Here is a 19,088-nt window from a genome sequence, read left to right as displayed (position 1 = left end):
AAGAAAATGCCAAAACGTACAGATATAAAAAGCATCCTGATCCTCGGCGCAGGCCCAATTGTTATCGGCCAGGCGTGTGAGTTCGACTACTCCGGTGCTCAGGCGTGTAAAGCGCTGCGTGAAGAGGGTTACCGTGTCATTCTGGTGAACTCCAACCCGGCAACGATTATGACCGACCCGGAAATGGCTGATGCGACTTACATCGAGCCGATTCACTGGGAAGTGGTTCGCAAAATCATTGAGAAAGAGCGCCCGGATGCGGTTCTGCCAACCATGGGCGGCCAGACTGCACTGAACTGTGCACTGGAACTGGAACGTGAAGGCGTGCTGGCAGAATTCGGCGTCACCATGATTGGTGCTACCGCTGATGCGATAGATAAAGCTGAAGACCGCCGCCGTTTCGACGTGGCGATGAAAAAAATCGGCCTTGATACTGCGCGTTCTGGTATTGCTCACAACATGGAAGAAGCGCTGGCGGTTGCGGCTGACGTGGGTTATCCGTGCATCATCCGCCCTTCATTCACCATGGGTGGCACCGGCGGCGGTATCGCTTACAACCGTGAAGAGTTCGAAGAAATCTGCGAGCGTGGTCTGGATCTTTCGCCAACCAAAGAGCTGCTGATTGACGAATCGCTGATCGGTTGGAAAGAGTACGAAATGGAAGTTGTGCGTGATAAAAACGACAACTGCATCATCGTCTGCTCTATCGAAAACCTCGACCCGATGGGCATCCACACCGGTGACTCCATCACTGTTGCGCCAGCGCAAACGCTGACCGACAAAGAATACCAAATCATGCGTAACGCCTCGATGGCGGTTCTGCGTGAAATCGGCGTAGAAACTGGCGGTTCCAACGTGCAGTTCTCGGTTAACCCGAAAACTGGCCGTTTGATTGTTATCGAGATGAACCCGCGCGTGTCGCGCTCTTCTGCGCTGGCTTCTAAAGCAACCGGCTTCCCGATTGCGAAAGTGGCAGCGAAACTGGCTGTCGGTTATACCCTCGATGAACTGATGAACGACATCACCGGTGGCAAAACGCCAGCGTCGTTCGAGCCATCCATCGACTACGTTGTGACTAAAATTCCTCGCTTTAACTTTGAGAAATTCGTCGGCGCGAACGACCGCCTGACCACGCAGATGAAATCTGTTGGTGAAGTGATGGCGATTGGCCGCACACAACAGGAATCACTGCAAAAAGCCTTGCGCGGCCTGGAAGTGGGCGCAACTGGTTTTGACCCGAAAGTGAATCTGGATGACCCGGAAGCGCTGACCAAAATTCGCCGCGAGCTGAAAGACGCAGGCGCTGAGCGTATCTGGTACGTGGCTGATGCCTTCCGTGCAGGCCTGTCCGTTGACGGCGTGTTCAACCTGACCAACATCGACCGCTGGTTCCTGGTGCAAATCGAAGAGCTGGTTCGCCTGGAAGAGAAAGTTGAAGAGATCGGTATCACCGGCCTGGACTACGACTTCCTGCGTATGCTCAAACGCAAAGGCTTTGCCGATGCGCGCCTGGCGAAACTGGCTGGCGTTCGCGAATCTGAAATCCGCAAACTGCGTGAGCAATATAAACTGCACCCGGTTTATAAGCGTGTTGATACCTGTGCGGCGGAGTTCTCAACTGACACCGCGTACATGTACTCCACTTATGAAGATGAGTGCGAAGCTAACCCGAACAACGACCGTGACAAAATCATGGTGCTGGGCGGTGGTCCAAACCGTATCGGCCAGGGTATCGAGTTTGACTACTGCTGCGTACACGCCTCTCTGGCGCTGCGTGAAGATGGTTACGAAACCATCATGGTTAACTGTAACCCGGAAACCGTTTCTACCGACTACGACACTTCAGACCGCCTGTACTTCGAGCCAGTAACCTTCGAAGACGTGCTGGAAATCGTCCGCGTTGAGAAACCTAAAGGCGTTATCGTGCAGTACGGCGGCCAGACTCCGCTGAAACTGGCACGTGAACTGGAAGCAGCAGGTGTTCCGATTATCGGCACCAGCCCTGACGCGATTGACCGCGCAGAAGACCGTGAGCGTTTCCAGCACGCAGTTGACCGCCTGAAGTTGAAACAGCCTGCCAACGCCACCGTTACCACTATCGAAATGGCGGTAGAAAAAGCAGCACACATTGGTTACCCGCTGGTGGTTCGCCCATCCTACGTTCTGGGCGGTCGCGCGATGGAAATCGTTTATGACGAAATCGACCTTCGCCGTTACTTCCAGACAGCGGTAAGTGTCTCTAACGATGCACCAGTGCTGCTCGACCGCTTCCTTGACGATGCGGTAGAAGTGGATGTCGATGCGATTTGCGACGGTGAAACCGTGCTGATTGGCGGCATCATGGAGCACATCGAACAGGCAGGCGTTCACTCCGGTGACTCGGCATGTTCTCTGCCAGCTTACACGCTGAGCCAGGAAATCCAGGACGTGATGCGCCAGCAGGTGCAGAAACTGGCTTTCGAACTGCAAGTTCGCGGTTTGATGAACGTGCAGTTTGCGGTGAAAGATAACGAAGTCTACTTGATTGAAGTTAACCCACGTGCTGCGCGTACCGTACCGTTTGTCTCTAAAGCAACCGGCATGGCACTGGCTAAAGTGGCGGCGCGAGTGATGGTTGGGCAAACCCTTGTACAGCAGGGCATGACCAAAGAAATCATTCCACCGTATTACTCGGTAAAAGAAGTAGTTCTGCCGTTCAACAAGTTCCCGGGCGTTGACCCACTGTTAGGGCCAGAAATGCGCTCTACCGGTGAAGTGATGGGCGTGGGCCGCACCTTCGCAGAAGCTTTCTCCAAAGCGATGCTGGGTAGCCAGTCCACCATGCGTAAACCAGGCCGCGCACTGCTGTCTGTTCGCGAAGGCGACAAAAAACGTGTGGTAGACCTGGCGGCTAAATTGTTGAAGCAGGGCTTCGAACTGGATGCGACTCACGGTACTGCGGTTGTGTTGGGTGAAGCTGGCATTAACCCGCGTCTGGTGAACAAGGTGCATGAAGGTCGTCCGCACATTCAGGACCGTATCAAGAATGGCGAATATACCTATATCATCAACACCACAGCTGGTCGTCAGGCGATTGAGGATTCCAAGCTGATTCGCCGTAGCGCACTGCAATACAAAGTGCACTACGACACCACGCTGAACGGTGGTTTTGCTACCGCGATGGCGCTGAACTCTGACGCGACTGAAAAAGTGATTTCAGTGCAGGAAATGCACGCGCAAATCACTAAGTAATCGCTTCTCGATACTTTTGAAACCCGCTTCGCGCGGGTTTTTTTTCGTCTGATGTTTGTGGTGGTCGACACTTCAGAGTGTTCTGTATTTTCCAGCGAAGCCGGAAAATCCTGCTAATGTTTTTAGTCTGAAGATGAGAAATGACTACAAACAGGGAGAACAACATGAAAAACAAAATTCTGCTGGCGTCCATATTCGCGGCTGCAACCATGGTTACCGTGGCAGGCTGTTCGTCTAACCAGGCAGTAAAAACCAGCGATGGCAAAACCATTGTCACCGACGGCAAGCCGCAGGTTGACGACGACACAGGCCTGGTCTCTTACAAAAATGCCGAAACCGGCAAGACCGAGCAGATCAACCGTGACCAGGTTAAATCCATGGGCGAACTGGATAATTAATCCAGGTCTTCCCACTTAGCCCGGCTGGAATTATGACTATTAGCCTGTTGAATTACTGACTACACTCTTTGAGAAAAGAATGCGGTAAAACAACAGGCTAATTGATGATTTTAATTATTTATGCACATCCTTACCCGCAACACTCTCACGCAAACCGAAAAATGCTTGAGCAAGCCTCGCTTTTGCCTGATGTAGAAGTGCGCTCCCTCTATGAGTTATACCCTGATTTCAATATTGATATTGCCGCCGAGCAGGAAGCATTAAGCCGCGCAGATTTGGTTATCTGGCAGCACCCAATGCAGTGGTACAGCACTCCGCCATTGATGAAACTGTGGATCGACAAAGTCCTTGCCCACGGCTGGGCATACGGGCGTGGCGGTAGGGCACTACACGGAAAAAACGTCATGTGGGCGGTTACTACTGGTGGTGGTGATAACCACTTTAATCTGGGTGACCACCCAGGCTTTGATGTGCTTGGACAACCATTGCAGGCGACTGCCCTTTACTGTGGTATGAACTGGCTACCGCATTTCACCGTTCATTTCACTTTCGTTTGCGATGAGAACACGCTCGAAGTACAGGCCGGGCAATATAAACAACGGTTGCTCGACTGGCGGGAGGCGAACCATGGATAGTCACAGCATGATTCAGGCGCTGATTTATCTCGGCTCCGCCGCGATCATTGTGCCCATTGCCGTGCGGCTTGGATTAGGTTCGGTGCTTGGCTACCTGATTGCCGGGTGCATTATCGGCCCGTGGGGATTACGTCTGGTTACCGATGCCGAAACTATTCTGCATTTTGCGGAGATCGGCGTGGTGTTGATGTTATTTGTGATTGGTCTCGAGCTTGACCCTCGTCGCTTGTGGACGCTACGCGCTTCGGTGTTTGGTGGCGGTGCGCTGCAAATGGTGGCGTGCGGTTTGCTGCTTGGTTTGTTCTGCATGTTCTTAGGGCTGCGTTGGCAGGTAGCCGTTTTGATCGGCCTTACGCTGGCGCTCTCTTCTACCGCCATCGCTATGCAAGCCATGAACGAGCGCAACCTGACGGTTTCGCAAATGGGGCGCAGCGCGTTCGCCGTGCTGTTATTCCAGGATATCGCTGCGATCCCGCTGGTAGCAATGATCCCGTTATTAGCCAGTAGCGGTGCGACTACTACCCTGGCTGCGTTTTCCATTTCAGCTCTGAAAGTGGTTGGTGCATTGGCCATCGTTGTATTGCTTGGCCGCTATGTGACGCGCCCGTTGCTGCGGTTCGTTGCGCGTTCCGGCCTGCGTGAAGTCTTCAGCGCCATGGCATTGTTTATGGTGTTTGGTTTTGGCTTATTGCTTGAAGAAGCAGGGCTTTCGATGGCGATGGGAGCGTTTCTTGCCGGTGTGTTACTGGCAAGTTCTGAGTATCGCCATGCGCTGGAAAGTGATATCGAACCGTTCAAAGGTTTGCTGCTCGGGCTGTTCTTTATCGGTGTGGGCATGTCGATAGACTTCGGCACGCTGCTTGAGAATCCACTGCGGATTATTGCGCTGCTGTTCGGATTCCTGGCGATCAAAATCATTACGCTCTGGATTGTGGCAAAACCGCTGAATGTGCCGCGCAAGCAACGGCGCTGGTTTGCTGTTTTGCTGGGGCAAGGTAGTGAATTTGCTTTCGTGATTTTTGGTACAGCAAGAATGGCTGAGGTGTTAGATGACAGTTGGGCGAAATCGCTGACCCTGGCTGTTGCACTATCAATGGCGGCAACGCCGCTACTGCTGGTATTACTCAACCGTCTGGAGAAATCGGGTAAAGAGCAGGCGCGAGAAGCGGATGAAATCGATGAAGAACAGCCGCGAGTGATTATCGCAGGTTTCGGTCGTTTCGGGCAGATTGCCGGCCGTTTGTTACTCACCAGTGGGGTAAAAATGGTGGTTCTTGACCACGACCCAGACCACATTGAAACGTTGCGTAAGTTCGGCACCAAAGTCTTTTATGGTGATGCAACACGCGTGGATTTACTGGAGTCCGCCGGGGCTGCTAAAGCTGAAGTGCTGATCAATGCTATCGACGATCCTGATGCCAACATGCAGTTAGCAGAGTTGGTGCAGGAGCACTTCCCACATTTGAAAGTGATTGCGCGAGCACGCGATCTTGACCACTTCATTCGCCTGCGCCAGTTGGGTGTTGAACAACCAGAGCGTGAAACATTTGAAGGTGCACTAAAAGTGGGGCGTCGGGCACTGGAAGGTCTGGGCGTTGGCAGCTACGAAGCACGTGAGCGAGCCGATCACTTCCGACGTTTTAATACGCAGATGGTTGAAGAGATGGTTCCGGCTCCAGACTGGTCAGCGCGAGCCGATGTGCTCAAGCGCACCAGTGCCATGCTGACTGAGGTGATTAACGAAGATCGTACTCATCTGAATGTGATTCAGCGCCACGGCTGGCAGGGGACGGAAGAAGGGCTTCATTCGGGGAAACTGGCTGATGAGCCGCCAGTGAAACCGGAATAACGAAAAAGCTCCCGAATTTGGGAGCTTTTTAAAATCTATTGGTTTGAGTAAAAGTCAGCTCAAAGCCACTTTAATCCCCAGCGCAATCAACATGCCGCCCAGCAGTTTATCGACAATTTTCTGTGCTTTAGCCAGGCCGCGACGAACAGGCTCGCTTTGGATTAACACAACCAACAGAGGCCACCAGACCACGGATAGCATCAGGATAACTCCGGCATACCAAAGTTTTTCCATGGTCCCTGAATTCACGCTCAGTACCTGGGTGAAAACAGAAAGGAAGAATAGGGTCGCTTTTGGGTTCAGCAGGTTGCACAAATAGCCCTGTAAGAATGCTTTCTTAAGTGTTGTTTGTTGGCGCTCAACGTTGCTGACATCCATTTTACTGCTGCCGCGAGCAAATAGTGCATGTAAACCAATCCAGATCAGATAAGCGGCCCCGGCATATTTCAACAGGTCGAATAACCATGGCGTGGTGGTAATAACCACGGCTAAACCCGCAACACAATAAGTCATGTGAGTTGCCACGCCGCTGATGACACCCAGCGAAGTCATCATTGCCGCAGTACGTGAATAGCGTGCTGCGTTCTTAATCACCAGAAAGAAATCAGGCCCGGGAGATAGCATTCCCAAAGTGGCAATGGTGGCGACGAAAAGCGTGGTTTCTAACATGGTTTAATCCGGTGCAGTCAAAGAAACGTGAACTATACCGCAGCTATTGCATAAACTTATAGAGGGTGACGGAGAGCGGTTAAGTATTTTTTACGTCATCTTTTACAATGCTTCTGACACTTTTACGCTAACTCGTTGTTCCTGCTATAACAGGAAGCAATACGTTACGGGTTTACAGTCGCAGAACAAAAATATTCTCACGGACATGCTTGCGGATAGTCGACGAAAGAATGCGCTTTCCGTATAGTGGCGGCAATTTTTTCACCACCCTTGGGTTAATAGAATGATCAGTCTGATTGCTGCATTAGCGGTAGATCGTGTAATTGGCATGGAAAACGCCATGCCCTGGGAAATACCTGCCGATCTGGCCTGGTTTAAACGTAATACGTTGAATAAACCTGTCGTGATGGGGCGTTTGACCTGGGAATCCATCGGTCGTCCGCTGCCAGGTCGCAAGAACATCGTTATTAGCAGCAAGCCCGGCACCGATGACCGCGTTGAGTGGGTATCATCCATCGAAGACGCGATTAAAGCCTGTGGCGATGCGGAAGAGATTATGGTGATTGGCGGCGGTCGTATTTACGAACAATTCCTGCCAAAAGCTCAGCGCCTGTATCTGACGCACATTGATGCGGAAGTGGAAGGCGACACGCACTTCCCGGATTACGATCCGGACGAGTGGCAGTCAACGTTTAGTGAATTCCATGATGCCGATGAGAATAACTCACACGGTTATTGTTTTGAGGTTCTGGAGCGTCGTTAAGGCGTTGAAGAATGAAAAAACCGGTTAGCTAGTATATCCAAAATAATTCGAGTTGCAGGAAGGCGGCAAAGGAGTGAATCCCCAGGAGCTTACTAACGTAAGTGACTGGGGTGAACAAGAGCAGCCAACGCTCATGCAACTTGAATTATGACGGATATAACCGGGTTTTTTATTACGAAGCAATAGCCGTTTCACCACCGCCAACATCCTGCTGGCGATTCGAGGGCTGGGTGAAATATGTTTTATCTTCCCAGCGTAGGCAAGTTAGCTCACCGCCCCAGCAACATCCTGTATCCAGCCCGTAAATCCCTTCTGGTGTGCCTTTACCTTCCAGTGATGCCCAATGTCCGAAGATAACTGAGTATTCATCGGTAACCGGCCCTGAAATAGCAAACCACGGTTTGAGCGGCGCAGGCGCGCTTTCTGGTGTGTCTTTGCAGTACATATCCAGTTGCCCATTAGGGAAGCAATAACGCATGCGGGTCAGCGAATTGGTAATAAAGCGCAGACGAGCGAGCCCAGAAAGTTCAGGCGACCAGTTGTTAGGCATATCGCCATACATCGCATCGAGGAATAACGGATAGCTGTCGCTTGAAAGCACGGCTTCAACATCACGCGCGCAGGCCATTGCAGTATTCAAATCCCACTGCGGCGTAATCCCGGCATGTGCCATCACCAGTTTTTTCTCTTCATCAACCTGTATCAGAGGTTGGCGACGTAACCAGTTCAGCAGTTCGTCGGCATCTGGCGCTTCCAGCAATTGGGAAACGCGATCTTTGGGTTTATTGCGGCTAATGCCTGCATAAACTGCCAGAAGATGCAGATCGTGATTACCGAGAACGATGCGAGCACTTTCACCAAGCCCGCGCACAAAACGCAAAACTTCAAGCGAGCCGGGTCCACGCGCGACGAGATCGCCCGTAAGCCATAAAATATCTTTGTCAGGCGTAAACTCAACCTGTTGCAGCAGGGCTACCAGTTCATCGTAACAACCATGAACATCGCCAATCAGGTATGTAGACATCGTATCAGTGAATAAAGGCTGGGATAGCCAGACGGAATACGGGAATAGCGACACGGAAAGCATCGCCCTGAGAGTCGACCATTTCGTAATGGCCTTGCATGGTGCCAAGCGGTGTTTCAAGTACTGCACCGCTTGTGTAGCTATATTCGTTGCCCGGTTCAATATGCGGCTGGACGCCAATCACGCCCTCACCCTGAACTTCAGTTTCATGGCCGTTTCCATTGGTGATAAGCCAGTAACGACCAAGCAATTGAACCGGTGTTCGCCCCAGGTTGCGGATGGTTACAGTGTAAGCAAAGACGAAACGTTCGTTTTCCGGAGAGGACTGCGCTTCGATATAAACGCTTTGTACCTGAATGCATACGCGGGGCGAATTCAACATCGTTAACTCTCCTTTGGCTGCTGCTGTGGGTGCTCAGCCAAATAGTTTGCCAGTTGGCAATACTGTGCGACTGAGATGTTCTCAGCGCGTAGGGTTGCGTCGATTCCCAGCTCCGCCATCACCTCTGGGCTAAACAGATGGCCAAGGCTGTTACGAATCGTTTTGCGACGCTTGTTAAAGGCTTCAGTGGTGATGCGGCTTAACACACGCAGCTCTTTAACTGGGTTCGGTATTACTGCATGTGGTACCAGGCGCACAACGGCAGAGTCAACTTTCGGTGCCGGTGTGAAGGCCGTTGGTGGCACTTCAAGTACTGGGATCACATTGCAATAATACTGCGCCATGACTGATAAACGACCATACGCTTTACAGTTAGGGCCAGCAACTAAACGGTTTACCACCTCTTTTTGCAGCATAAAGTGCATGTCAGCAATGGCATCAGTATAGCTAAAGAGATGGAACATCAATGGCGTGGAGATGTTATACGGCAGGTTGCCAAAAACGCGCAACGGCTGACCGATTTTTTGCGACAGCTCTCCAAAATCCATTGTCATGGCATCTTGCTGATAAATCGTCAGCTTCGGTGCCAGGAATGGATGCGTTTGCAGGCGAGCTGCAAGATCGCGGTCCAGTTCGATGACGGTCATTTCATCCAGGCGTTCACCCACGGGCTCGGTTAATGCGCCAAGGCCGGGGCCGATTTCAACCATCGCCTGGCCTTTCAGTGGATTAATAGCAGAGACAATACTGTCGATAACGAACTGGTCATTAAGGAAGTTTTGTCCAAAACGTTTACGGGCTAAATGGCCCTGGTGGACACGAGTATTCATTGAGTATTAGCAATCATCTTGATGGCGAGATTAAGCGCCGTAATAAAACTGCCGACCTCGGCTTTCCCCTGACCGGCTAGATCTAGCGCGGTGCCATGGTCAACCGAAGTGCGGATAAAAGGTAAGCCTAGAGTGATATTTACCGCCCGACCAAAGCCCTGATATTTGAGTACAGGTAAGCCCTGGTCGTGGTACATCGCCAACACTGCATCGGCGTTATCGAGATACTTAGGCTGAAACAGCGTATCTGCCGGTAGCGGGCCAGAAAGCTTCATTCCAAGACCACGCATTTCATTCAGTACTGGAATGATGGTATCAATTTCTTCAGTACCCATGTGGCCACCTTCCCCGGCATGGGGGTTGAGGCCACAAACCAGTACATGTGGCTGCGCGATACCAAACTTGGTTTGCAGGTCATGATACAGGATGGTGATTATCTGGCGTAATAATTCTGGCGTTATCGCATCACTAATGGCTTTAAGCGGCAGATGTGTCGTCACCAGCGCAACGCGAAGTTCTTCGGTCGCCAGCATCATCACGACTTTTTCGCTGTGCGATCGCTCTTCGAAAAACTCGGTATGCCCGATAAAGGGAATACCAGCATCGTTAATGATGCCTTTATGTACCGGCCCGGTGATCAGTGCTGCAAATTCACCCTTGATACAACCATCACATGCCCGAGCCAGCATATCCACCACATACTTACCGTTCTTCACATCAAGCAACCCCGGTTTGACGGGGGCTCGTAGGGCTATGGGCAGTATGGTGAGTGTTCCGGCAGTTTGCGGGCTTGCAGGAGCGTCAGGCGAGTAAGGAATGAGCTGAAGAGGAAGACCGAGAAGAGCTGCACGTTCCAGGAGTAATTCGGGAGACGCTGCGACAACCACTTCGACAGGCCAGTCGCGCTGTGCCAGCGCGATGACCAGATCAGGACCAATCCCGGCTGGTTCGCCGGGAGTGATGACTACACGTTGGATATTAGCCATTGCTACCTATGACTTTCACATAAGCAGATGCGCGTTGTTCTTGCATCCAGGTCTGTGCTTCTTCAGAGAACTTACGGTTGAACAGCATGCGATACGCGCGGTCTTTCTGCGCAGCATCAGTCTTATCAACGCTACGAGTATCCATAAGTTCGATCAAGTGCCAGCCGAAAGAGGAGTGAACCGGTGCGCTCAGCTCACCTTTATGCATTTTCGACAGTGCATCACGGAAGGCAGGATCGTAGATATCAGTAGCAGCCCAACCCAAGTCACCGCCCTGGTTTGCTGAACCTGGATCTTCAGAGAACGATTTTGCTGCCGCAGCGAAGGTCGTTTTTCCACTCTTAATATCAGCTGCAATCTGGTTTAACTTAGCTCGAGCCTGGTCGTCACTCATGATTGGCGATGATTTCAGTAAGATATGACGTGCATGAACTTCAGTCACAGAAATGCTCTGGCTCTGGCCACGCAGATCGTTCACTTTCAGGATATGGAAACCAACACCTGAACGAATCGGACCGATTACATCACCTTTTTTCGCCGTCCCTAATGCCTGAGCGAAAATAGTTGGCAGTTCCTGGATACGGCCCCAACCCATTTGACCACCTTTCAGTGCTTGCTGGTCAGCAGAGTAGGTGATTGCCAGTTTGCCGAAATCACCACCATTTTGCGCTTGTGAAACGATGTCACGCGCTTGCTTTTCCGCATCGTCTACCTGAGTAGACGTAGGGTTTTCCGGCAATGGAATCAGGATGTGGCTCAGGTTAAGTTCGGTGCTGCTATCGTTTTGGCTACCCACCTGCTGCGCGAGGGAATCAACTTCCTGCGGCAGTATAGATACGCGACGACGAACTTCGCTATTACGCACTTCCGAAATGGTCATCTCTTTGCGGATCTGAGCACGGTAAGAATTGTAATTAACGCCGTCATAGGCCAGACGACTACGCATCTGGTCCATGTTCATTTTGTTCTGAGCGGCGATATCAGCAATGGCTTTATCAAGCTGCTCATCCGTCACTTTAACGCCCATTTTCTGACCCATCTGCAGCATGATCTGGTCCATGATCAGACGTTCCAGAATTTGATGACGCAGAGTGTTGTCGTCAGGAAGCTGTTGCCCGGCCTGTTGGGCGCCGCTCTTCACTGACTGCATCATGCCGTCAACGTCACTTTCCAGTACCACACCGTTATTCACTACGGCTGCAACTTTATCGACCACTTGTGGGGCCGCGAAAGAGGTGTTCGCCACCAGGACGACACCGAGAAGCAGCGTTCTCCAATTCTTCATACTTTTTCCATTTCTTAGCCGCAAAGCGGACTGCTAATTCAAGTCAAAGTGAATTACATCGAGCTCTGATACGGCAGAATGTTTGAACGCAACATCTGCTGTGTGCCCAGGCCGTAGTTGGAACTCAGGCCACGTAACTCGATGTTAAAGCCAATTACGTTGTCGTATTTGCTTTGGTTATCTTCCCAACCGTTAATTTTGCGCTCATAACCTAAACGAATCGCATAACAGCAAGAGTTGTACTGCACGGCTAACATGGAATCAGCCGCTTGTTGTGCATTGGTATCGTAGTAATACGCTCCAACAACAGACCAGCGATCAACGATAGGCCAGCTCGCTGTCATCCCAACTTGTGAGATGCCATCTTTGTACTGGTCTTTATTGATGTCGATTTTAGAAACAGTAGCACCGATGTATTCAGGGCTTGCGTAACGGTAGTTAAATTGTACCAGGCGATCGTTATCTTTACGATATTCGATAACGCCGTTACCGGTCGCAATATTATCAAGGCGTGTATCGTACTGTACGCCACCGCGTAAGCCCCAGCGGTCAGTCATGCGCCAATAGGTATCACCAGCCCATACCACAGAACCTGTTTCGTCACCTTTTTCACTGTTAATCGTTTCATCACCAGTACGAGACTCGGTGAAGTAGTAGATTTGACCAACAGAAACATTAAAACGTTCAACCGCTGCGTCATCATAAACACGAGTTGTAACCCCCGTGGTGACCTGGTTGGCTGAAGCTATACGGTCAAGGCCGCCGTAAGTACGATCACGGAATAAGCCTGAGTAGTCAGATTGCAACAGCGCAGAATCATAGTTGTTGATGTTACTTTGGTCACGATACGGCACATACAGATACTGTACGCGTGGCTCAAGGGTTTGCGCCCATCCTGCAGCAGAGTCCATATCACGGTCGAAAATCAGCTTCCCGTCCATTTTGAATTGAGGCAGGGTACGGTTAACCGAGGATTCTAATTTACTGTTTTTATTTACGTTTTTTTCGTATTTTTCGAGGTTATCCTGCTGATAGTGTGTTGCCATCAGCTTGGCTTCGGTATTCAGGCTCGCCCAACCATTGGATAACGGTAGGCTAATGGTTGGCTCAACATGCAAGCGTGTAGCTTCCGGCATGTTGTTATTAAAGTTAGTAAACTTAACTGCCTGACCATAGATACGCGTATCAAAAGGTCCAACGTCGTTTCGATAGTAATTCATATCCAACTGCGGCTGAGCGCTATATGAATTTGCACCACTATTTTGTTGAGACTCAAATATCTGGAACTGTTTTGTCGCAAGGGTGGCGTCGAAGTTTTCGACGGCATAACCAATACTAAATTTCTGCGTGGCGTAACCGTCAGTACTGGAACCATATTGCGAAGTAAAGTCGTTGAAGTAGCTAGGATCGCTGACTTTGGTGTAGTCGATATTAAAACGCCACACCTGATCCATCACACCGCTGTGATTCCAGTAGAACAACCAGCGACGCTCATCCCCTTCTGGGTTCTTCGCGGTATCGTCTTTGTATTCCTCATCAGACAGCAGGTAGTCGAATTCCATAATACCCGCACCAGCTTTGGTCAAGTAACGGAATTCATTCTGCCATTGAGTACCACGTTGCTCCATATAGTGTGGAGTGATTGTGGCATCAAAGTTTGGTGCGATGTTCCAGTAATACGGCAGAGAAAACTCAAGGCCATTATTGGTACTGTACTTCGCATTTGGGATCAGGAAGCCGGAACGACGTTTATCACCAATTGGCAACTGCAAATAAGGGCTATAGAAGACCGGAACCGGGCCCAGTTTAAAACGGGCATTCCAGATTTCCGCGACTTCTTCTTCACGGTCCTGAATGACTTCACTTCCCACAACGCTCCAGGTATTAGAACCCGGCAAACAAGAAGTAAATGTGCCATTTTCCAGAATGGTGTAGCGATTATTGCCGCGCTGTTTCATCAGATCGGCAGTACCTCGCCCCTGGCGGTCTACCATTTGGTAGTCACCTTCCCAGACGTTGGTATCTTTGGTGTTCAGGTTTGACCAGGCTTTTGGCCCTTTAAGAATAACCTGATTATCATCGTAGTGTACGTTGCCGACAGCATCGACCGTGCGGACAGGGTCCGGCTGACCTTCAACCTGTTTTTGGTGTAGCAACACTTCATCAGACTGTAGGCGGCTATTGCCTTGCTGAATATCAACATTGCCAGTAAACACCGCATCATCAGGATAATTTCCTTTTGCGTGATCGGCATTTATAGTAACGGGTAGGTTGTTGGTATCTCCCTGAATTAAAGGGCGATTGTAACTTGGGATACCAAGCATACACTGCGACGCAAGATCGGCAGCCATACCTTGTTGACTATACAGCGCTGCGCCAATCAAGGTGGCCAGCAAGGTGGGAATACGTTTTTTCATACGTGTTATTCGTTGTTCCATCATCAATGGCTTAGCGTCGGCAAACGGTCAGAGACTAACTTACTCATCACCACAGCGCTAGTGTTAATCCTTCCCGTTCAGCAGAGTGCCGTTAGGCACCGCTATCAATGACGGGTATGATAAAGCAAATTCTAGCCGACGGCATGACGATTTGGGGAGTATATGCAGTATTGGGGAAAAGTACTCGGTGTCGCAATAGCACTAATTATGGGTGGTGGCTTCTGGGGTGTGGTTTTAGGATTGCTGATTGGCCATGCCATCGATAAGGTGCGTAGCCGTCGTCAGTCCTGGTTTTCTAACCAACAACAGCGTCAGTCACTGTTTTTTAGCACCACATTTGAAGTGATGGGCCACCTGACTAAGTCAAAAGGGCGCGTCACAGAAGCAGACATCCAAATAGCCTCGCTATTAATGGATCGCATGCAATTACATGGTGATGCGCGTAGTGCAGCACAACATGCGTTTCGTGTTGGCAAAGAAAATGGCTACCCGCTACGTGAAAAAATGCGTCAGTTACGCAGCGTATGCTTTGGCCGCTTTGACCTGATTCGGATGTTTCTTGAAATTCAAATCCAGGCGGCGTTTGCTGATGGCTCTTTGCACCCTAACGAACGGGAAGTGTTGTACGTTATTGCAGAAGAGCTTGGCATTTCACGCATTCAGTTCGATCAGTTCTTACGTATGATGGAAGGCGGGCAGCAATTTGGTGGTGGATACAACCAGTCGCAAGGCGGTGGTTTCCAGCAACAGCGTGGTCCGACACTCGAAGATGCATGCAATGTACTCGGTGTTAAAAGCACTGATGATGCGACTGCCATTAAGCGTGCATATCGCAAATTAATGAGCGAGCATCACCCTGATAAGCTGGTTGCTAAAGGTTTACCACCAGAGATGATGGAGATGGCCAAGCAGAAAGCGCAGGAAATCCAGAAAGCGTACGATCTGATTAAGACGGCGAAAGGATTTAAGTAATTGAAAAGCCTCTCAGGTTGAGAGGCTTTTTTTTAGAAGTCTGCCGGCGCGCGGAACGTCATGGGTGTTCCATACTCGGGATGGGTAATGGTCAGCATTTCAGCATGAAGCTGTAAACGCGGAGCCATTGCCAGTGCTTCCGGTGTAGCGTAGAAGCGATCGCCAAGAATGGGATGACCCAATGCCAGCATATGAACGCGTAACTGATGTGAGCGTCCGGTAATCGGTTTTAACAGCACTCGAGCCGTGTTATCCGCTGCATAATCCAGAACCTGATATTCCGTCTGCGCCGCTTTTCCGGTTTCATAACACACTTTCTGCTTTGGCCGGTTCGGCCAGTCACAAATTAGCGGTAAATCCACCAGGCCTTCTTCCGGCTGTGGATGGCCCCAAACCCGCGCCACGTACTGCTTCTTCGGCTCACGTTCACGAAACTGGCGTTTCAGCTCGCGCTCTGCCGCTTTCGTCAGCGCCACGGCAATCACGCCGCTGGTCGCCATATCCAGACGATGCACCGATTCTGCCTGCGGGAAGTCACGCTGAATGCGCGTCATCACGCTGTCTTTATGCTCATCCAGACGGCCCGGTACCGACAACAAGCCCGAAGGCTTATTGACCACCATGATGTGGTCATCTTGATAAAGGATGACCAGCCAGGGATCGATGGGCGGGTTATAGGGTTCCATTAACATTATTGGTGTGTCACCACAATCAGACGTAAAGCATCAAGACGCCAGTTAGCTTGCGCGAGGCTTTCCAAAACTTGCTGACGGTTGCTTTCGATTGCTTCGAGTTCATCATCACGGATGTTTGGGTTCACCGCTTTTAGTGCTTCCAGACGGGAGAGCTCGGAACTCAGTTTCTCATCAGCTTCTTCACGAGCAGCTTTGATCAACACTTGCGCTGCAGCTTCCACTTTCTCTTCTGCCAATTGCAAAATAGCGTGAACATCTTGCTGAACTGCATTCACCAATTTGCTACCAGTGTGACGATTCACCGTGCTGAGCTGGCGGTTAAAGCTTTCAAACTCAACCTGAGCGGCAAGGTTGGTGCCATTTTTGTCCACCAACATACGCACTGGCGTTGGCGGCAGGAAGCGGTTGAGCTGCAATTGCTTCGGCGCTTTTGCCTCAACAACATAAATCAGCTCCAGCAATAATGTCCCCACAGGCAGCGCTTTGTTTTTCAACAAAGAGAGCGCACAGCTACCAGTATCGCCAGACAGAATCAGATCCAGACCATTACGGATGATCGGGTGTTCCCATGTCACAAACTGCGCATCTTCACGCGACAGGGCCACTTCACGCTCAAAGGTAATCGTGCAACCGTCTTCCGGAAGTCCCGGAAAATCAGGCACCAGCATGTGATCGCCAGGGGTCAGCACCACCATGTTGTCGCCGCGGTCATCCTGATTAATACCGACGATGTCGAACAAGTTGAGAGCAAAACTCACCAGATTGGTGTCGTTATCCTGCTCGGAAATAGACGCTGCTAACGCTTGTGATTTCTCACCGCCGTTAGAGTGAATTTCCAACAGGCGGTCACGGCCCTGTTCCAACTGAATCTTCAGCGCATCATGCTGTTCACGGCATTGCTTGATAAGCGCATCGAAACCGTCGGTATTTTCAGGAGCTGCTAAATACTGAATCAGTTGCGGATAAACGCTGTCGTAAATTGTGCGGCCGGTAGGGCAAGTGTGTTCGAATGCATCCAGACCTTCGTGGAACCACTTCACCAGTACTGATTGCGCAGTTTTCTCAAGGTAAGGAACGTGAACCTGGATATCGTGCGCCTGGCCGATACGGTCCAGACGGCCAATACGCTGCTCCAGCAGGTCCGGGTTAAACGGCAGATCGAACATCACCAACTGGCTTGCGAACTGGAAGTTACGGCCTTCGGAACCAATCTCGGAACACAGCAGTACTTGAGCGCCGGTGTCTTCTTCGGCAAACCATGCGGCTGCACGGTCACGCTCGATGATGGACATGCCTTCATGGAATACTGCGGCACGAATACCTTCGCGCTCACGCAGAACTTGTTCGAGCTGTAATGCTGTCGCGGCTTTGGCACAAATCACCAGCACCTTCTGAGAGCGGTGGCTTGTCAGGTAACCCATCAGCCATTCGACACGCGGGTCGAAGTTCCACCACGTGCCGCTATCACCTTCAAATTCCTGATAAATCTGCTCCGGGTAGAGCATGTCGCGTGCACGCTCTTCCACGGATTTACGTGCGGCCATTATGCCGGACACTTTAATCGCGGTTTGATACTGCAGCGGCAGTGGCAAACGAATGGTATGCATTTCGCGTTTCGGGAAACCTTTAACGCCATTACGGGTGTTACGGAACAACACACGGCTGGTGCCATGGCGGTCCATCAGCATGGAAATCAGCTCCTTGCGCGCCGCATCACTACCTTCACGGTCACTGTTCGCGGTTTGCAACAGAGGCTCGATATCCTGCTCGCCAATCAATTCACTCAGCATATTGAGCTGATCGTTGGTCAAGTGATTGCCTGCCAGCAGCAGCGCAACGGCATCGGCCACCGGGCGGTAGTGTTGCTGCTCTTCAACAAATTGCTCGAAATCGTGGAAGCGGCTCGGGTCCAGTAAACGCAGACGGGCGAAGTGGCTTTCCAGGCCCAACTGCTCAGGCGTTGCGGTTAATAGCAAAATACCTGGAATATGTTCTGCCAGTTGTTCAATGGCCTGATATTCACGGCTTGGGGCATTTTCGCTCCACACCAAATGGTGGGCTTCATCGACCACCATCAAATCCCACTCGGCATCACAAAGATGCTCAAGGCGTTGCTTACTGCGGCGCACGAAATCAAGCGAACAGATAACCAGTTGTTCTGTTTCGAATGGGTTATCGCTGTCGTGCTGGGCTTCGGCATAACGCTCATCATCAAAGAGAGCAAAACGCAGATTAAAGCGGCGGAGCATTTCAACCAGCCACTGGTGTTGCAGGGTTTCCGGCACCACGATCAATACGCGTTCAGCGCTGCCAGCCAGCAACTGCTGGTGCAAAATCATCCCGGCTTCAATCGTTTTCCCTAAACCGACTTCGTCAGCCAGCAATACGCGTGGCGCATGACGACGACCTACATCGTGGGCAATGTTTAGCTGGTGTGGGATCAGGCTGGTGCGCATGCCGCGCAAGCCGCTCCAGGGTTGGCGATACTGCTCGCTTTGGTAAACGCGGGAACGGTAACGCAGGGCGAAGCGGTCCATTCTGTCAATTTGCCCGGCAAAAAGACGGTCTTGCGGCTTGCTGAACACCAGTTTGCTGTCGAGGAACACTTCGCGCAGCATGGTACCGGCTTCTTCTGTATCCAGGCGCGTACCGATGTAGGCAAGTAAGCCGTTTTCTTCTTTAACTTCATCAACTTTGAGTTGCCAACCTTCATGGCTGGTGACGGTATCACCCGGGTTAAACATCACGCGTGTGATAGGTGAGTCATTTCTGGCGTACAGTCGATTTTCACCGGTGGCAGGGTAGAGCAGGGTTACCATACGTGTGTCTAAAGCGACCACGGTTCCCAGTCCCAGTTCGCTTTCGGTATCGCTGATCCAACGTTGACCAAGTGTAAAAGGCATAAGATTTCGGCTCTATTATCAGTTACTA

General features: G+C 51.0%; 15 protein-coding genes. 6 read left to right on the top strand and 9 right to left on the bottom strand.

Annotation, left to right across the window (positions count from 1 at the left end; all coding sequences use genetic code 11):
- Nucleotides 1-6: 6 nt before the first annotated feature.
- The 4 genes from carB (at nucleotide 7) to kefC (ending at nucleotide 6,113) form a co-directional block, all read left to right on the top strand.
- Nucleotides 7-3,231 carry a carbamoyl-phosphate synthase large subunit gene (gene carB / locus LVQ79_RS08400; protein ID WP_232864591.1) on the top strand — a complete coding sequence of 1,075 codons (3,225 nt, stop codon included), beginning with the start codon at nucleotides 7-9 and terminating at the stop codon, nucleotides 3,229-3,231.
- 164 nt (nucleotides 3,232-3,395) lie between these two features.
- Nucleotides 3,396-3,629 (top strand): YgdI/YgdR family lipoprotein, encoded by a 234-nt coding sequence (locus tag LVQ79_RS08395; RefSeq protein ID WP_232864590.1) that lies wholly within the window; start codon nucleotides 3,396-3,398, stop codon nucleotides 3,627-3,629.
- A 104-nt stretch (nucleotides 3,630-3,733) separates the two neighbouring features.
- Complete coding sequence (gene kefF / locus LVQ79_RS08390; RefSeq protein WP_232864589.1) at nucleotides 3,734-4,264, top strand: glutathione-regulated potassium-efflux system oxidoreductase KefF; 531 nt, start codon at nucleotides 3,734-3,736, stop codon at nucleotides 4,262-4,264.
- A complete protein-coding gene (gene kefC, locus LVQ79_RS08385; RefSeq protein WP_232864588.1) occupies nucleotides 4,257-6,113 on the top strand; it encodes a glutathione-regulated potassium-efflux system protein KefC in 1,857 nt (618 codons plus the stop codon). Before kefF ends, kefC begins: the two co-directional genes overlap by 8 nt.
- Before the next feature lie 54 nt (nucleotides 6,114-6,167).
- Here kefC and LVQ79_RS08380 read toward each other — a convergent pair whose 3' ends face one another.
- Nucleotides 6,168-6,782 (bottom strand): LysE family transporter, encoded by a 615-nt coding sequence (locus LVQ79_RS08380; protein WP_232864587.1) that lies wholly within the window; start codon nucleotides 6,780-6,782, stop codon nucleotides 6,168-6,170.
- A 283-nt stretch (nucleotides 6,783-7,065) separates the two neighbouring features.
- On the opposite strand from LVQ79_RS08380, the gene folA reads away from it, so the two are divergent.
- Nucleotides 7,066-7,545 (top strand): type 3 dihydrofolate reductase, encoded by a 480-nt coding sequence (gene folA / locus LVQ79_RS08375; protein WP_120064831.1) that lies wholly within the window; start codon nucleotides 7,066-7,068, stop codon nucleotides 7,543-7,545.
- Between the two features lie 172 nt (nucleotides 7,546-7,717).
- Here folA and apaH read toward each other — a convergent pair whose 3' ends face one another.
- The 6 genes from apaH to lptD are packed head-to-tail and all read right to left on the bottom strand — an operon-like array spanning nucleotide 7,718 to nucleotide 14,469.
- Nucleotides 7,718-8,569, bottom strand: a complete 852-nt coding sequence (apaH, locus tag LVQ79_RS08370) for a bis(5'-nucleosyl)-tetraphosphatase (symmetrical) ApaH (protein WP_232864586.1) — start codon at nucleotides 8,567-8,569, stop codon at nucleotides 7,718-7,720.
- 4 nt (nucleotides 8,570-8,573) lie between these two features.
- On the bottom strand, nucleotides 8,574-8,951 hold the full coding sequence (gene apaG / locus LVQ79_RS08365; protein ID WP_034459334.1) for a Co2+/Mg2+ efflux facilitator ApaG/CorD: 378 nt from the start codon (nucleotides 8,949-8,951) through the stop codon (nucleotides 8,574-8,576).
- A gap of 2 nt (nucleotides 8,952-8,953) precedes the next feature.
- The gene (rsmA, locus tag LVQ79_RS08360; RefSeq protein ID WP_034498450.1) at nucleotides 8,954-9,781 is read right to left on the bottom strand and encodes a 16S rRNA (adenine(1518)-N(6)/adenine(1519)-N(6))-dimethyltransferase RsmA; all 828 of its coding nucleotides are present in this window, start codon (nucleotides 9,779-9,781) and stop codon (nucleotides 8,954-8,956) included.
- The gene (pdxA, locus tag LVQ79_RS08355; protein ID WP_232864585.1) at nucleotides 9,778-10,767 is read right to left on the bottom strand and encodes a 4-hydroxythreonine-4-phosphate dehydrogenase PdxA; all 990 of its coding nucleotides are present in this window, start codon (nucleotides 10,765-10,767) and stop codon (nucleotides 9,778-9,780) included. Before pdxA ends, rsmA begins: the two co-directional genes overlap by 4 nt.
- A complete protein-coding gene (surA, locus tag LVQ79_RS08350) occupies nucleotides 10,760-12,052 on the bottom strand; it encodes a peptidylprolyl isomerase SurA (RefSeq protein ID WP_064513744.1) in 1,293 nt (430 codons plus the stop codon). The genes pdxA and surA overlap by 8 nt, the downstream gene beginning before the upstream one ends.
- A 53-nt stretch (nucleotides 12,053-12,105) precedes the next feature.
- Nucleotides 12,106-14,469, bottom strand: a complete 2,364-nt coding sequence (gene lptD, locus LVQ79_RS08345; RefSeq protein ID WP_232864584.1) for an LPS assembly protein LptD — start codon at nucleotides 14,467-14,469, stop codon at nucleotides 12,106-12,108.
- A gap of 183 nt (nucleotides 14,470-14,652) precedes the next feature.
- Here lptD and djlA point away from each other — a divergent pair, with 183 nt between their 5' ends.
- Nucleotides 14,653-15,462: a co-chaperone DjlA gene (gene djlA / locus LVQ79_RS08340; RefSeq protein WP_151993131.1), complete on the top strand. Its 810-nt coding sequence runs from the start codon at nucleotides 14,653-14,655 to the stop codon at nucleotides 15,460-15,462.
- Nucleotides 15,463-15,494: 32 nt separating this feature from the next.
- Here djlA and rluA read toward each other — a convergent pair whose 3' ends face one another.
- Together rluA and rapA are read right to left on the bottom strand one after the other, a co-directional pair.
- A complete protein-coding gene (rluA, locus tag LVQ79_RS08335) occupies nucleotides 15,495-16,154 on the bottom strand; it encodes a bifunctional tRNA pseudouridine(32) synthase/23S rRNA pseudouridine(746) synthase RluA (RefSeq protein ID WP_232864583.1) in 660 nt (219 codons plus the stop codon).
- Complete coding sequence (gene rapA / locus LVQ79_RS08330; protein WP_232864582.1) at nucleotides 16,154-19,060, bottom strand: RNA polymerase-associated protein RapA; 2,907 nt, start codon at nucleotides 19,058-19,060, stop codon at nucleotides 16,154-16,156. The genes rluA and rapA overlap by 1 nt, the downstream gene beginning before the upstream one ends.
- Nucleotides 19,061-19,088 lie beyond the last annotated feature (28 nt).

Origin of the sequence: Buttiauxella cochleicola (assembly GCF_021282405.1) — a bacterium.
Lineage (GTDB): Bacteria > Pseudomonadota > Gammaproteobacteria > Enterobacterales > Enterobacteriaceae > Buttiauxella > Buttiauxella massiliensis.
This window is presented reverse-complemented; position numbering and strand designations above follow the sequence as displayed.